Annotated in this window: 2 protein-coding genes and 1 pseudogene; 2 read left to right on the top strand and 1 reads right to left on the bottom strand. The window is 62.4% G+C overall.

Features of this window, described 5'->3' with window-relative positions; all coding sequences use genetic code 11:
• Positions 1-307: pseudogene (locus EOA28_RS34045) on the top strand (VOC family protein); the annotation flags it as partial.
• 104 nt (positions 308-411) lie between these two features.
• On the top strand, positions 412-1,062 hold the full coding sequence (locus EOA28_RS34040; protein WP_245463307.1) for a pyridoxamine 5'-phosphate oxidase family protein: 651 nt from the start codon (positions 412-414) through the stop codon (positions 1,060-1,062).
• A gap of 243 nt (positions 1,063-1,305) precedes the next feature.
• Here EOA28_RS34040 and EOA28_RS34035 read toward each other — a convergent pair.
• A partial coding sequence (locus EOA28_RS34035) for a GH25 family lysozyme (protein WP_128315757.1) occupies positions 1,306-2,013 on the bottom strand: 708 nt, incomplete at its 5' end.

Genomic DNA, 2,013 nt, shown 5'->3' with positions numbered 1-2,013 from the left:
TTCTTACCCTTGGGCTACAGCCTCGCCTTCGGCAAAGAGGGCATCTTCTGGGCCTTCGATGTCGGCAATGGTTGCCTGTTCGAGATCCAGAGCACGGGCGAGACGCCGCCACTCACCCATCTGCATGTCGCCTTCCGGGCGAAGAGCAAGGCTGAGGTCGATGCGTTCCATCGCGCGGCGCTCGAAGCGGGCGCCGCGGACAATGGCGCGCCCCGGGCCGCGTCCGAACTATGCGGAGCATTACTACGCCTGCTTCGTGCTTGATCCGGACGGCTACAATATCGAGGCGATGATCAACGAGGCGTGAGGACCGATCGCCTTCGCAACTTCGTCATTCCAGGGCGGAGCAAGGAGCGAAGCGACGCGCGCAGACCCTGGAATCCATGCCGTGATGCAGACGACAAGCTAGAGGTGCAGGATCAAGCGCTCGGCAGCAGGGACATTCTCGCCCGCCGCGAGCTTCACGCACGTTTCGGCATGGATCCTCGGGTCAAGCCCGAGGATGACGAAGGCGCGAGTTGCGCCGCCGCTCATGCGTTGACGTACATCAAAGCAACGTTCTCCACTATCCCTACCATCGCGCCGTCAGCAATGACTTTGGAGGCGAAGATGGACGCGCAGATCAAGGACAAGATCCAGACGCTGCTGGATCAGCACCGGATCATGACGGTCGCAACGCTGAGGCCGGACGGCTGGCCGCAGGCGACGACTGTGGGCTACGTCAATGATGGCCTCACCCTTTACTTCCTCTGCGGCCTGGACAGCCAGAAGGCGGCAAATCTGGCGCGGGACGATCGCCTGTCGCTGACCATAGACCACGACGCGCCGCAGGTGATGGAGATCACCGGGCTTTCCATGGCGGCGCGGGCGCAGCCGGTGGAAGACCGCGCCGAGGCCGAGAAGGTTCTGCGCATGCTGCCGATGAAGTATCCGCCGCAAACCTCGATGCCCGGTCCGATGCCGACGCCGGATCAGGTCTGCATCTTCCGCGTGATGCCGACAGTGATCTCCGTGCTCGACTACTCGAAGGGTTTTGGCCACACGGATCTGGTCACCTGCTGAGCGCGGCATGGCGGCCAGGCGATCCAATTGATCGATCGCATGATCCAGATCAAGGCAAAGCCCATCGTTCCTGATTGTTTCCTCGGCCGTTCTTTCCGAGGAGATGGAAATGCCTACAGAGAGCCTAATCGTCGTCACCGCCATTGTGGCCTATTTCGCGACTTTCATGGCCGTGCTCGCCTATGTGACGATGGCGGAGTCGCGACATCTGCCACGGAGATAGCCGAGGCGATCGGATGCGCCTCAGTCCGCGTCGGCCATCATCTGGCCGCCGCCGCCCAGCCAGGCGCGCCATTGCCGCTCATCGCCGTGGAAGACGTTGAGGTCGATGCGGCCTGTCACGCCATGCGACAGGCCGGAGCCCGAATACTGCCAGAACAGCCATTTGCGGCCCGGATAGACTTTTGACGGATGCGCCGCCACGGCGCGCAGCCAGAACGGATAATCCAGGAAGGCCCCGCGCAAATTGTCGCGATAGAAATCAGGGCTGGTGTAGATGATCGGGCGCTGGCCGTAATGGCGCTCCAGCTTGTCCATGAACACCTGCATCTTCTCCAGCACCTTTTCGCGCGAAGGCTTGCGCCTGCAGGAGGATTCGCCGTTCCACTCGACGTCGATCACCGGCGGCAATGCGCCGTCCATCTTCGGCACATTGCGGATGAACCAGTCGGCCTGCTCACCCGCCGTGCGGCACCAATAGAAGAAATGATAGGCGCCCCGCTTCAACCCGGCGGCGTCGGCGTTGCGCCAGTTTTTCATGAACATCGGGTCGAGATGGTCGCCGCCATCGGTCGCCTTGATATAGGCGAAGTTGGCGCCCTGGGCGCGCAGCTTGCTCCAATTGATATTGCCCTGCCAGCGCGAGACGTCGACGCCATGCACGGCCAGATGGCGCGGCGAGGAGCGGCCGAAATTGATCGGCTTGGCGTCGCGGAAGGCATAGCGCGTGAC

This window comes from Mesorhizobium sp. M2A.F.Ca.ET.067.02.1.1, from assembly GCF_004023285.1.
Lineage (GTDB): Bacteria > Pseudomonadota > Alphaproteobacteria > Rhizobiales > Rhizobiaceae > Mesorhizobium.
The sequence above is the reverse complement of the archived record's forward strand: the minus strand, read 5'-3'. Positions and strand labels throughout refer to the sequence as shown.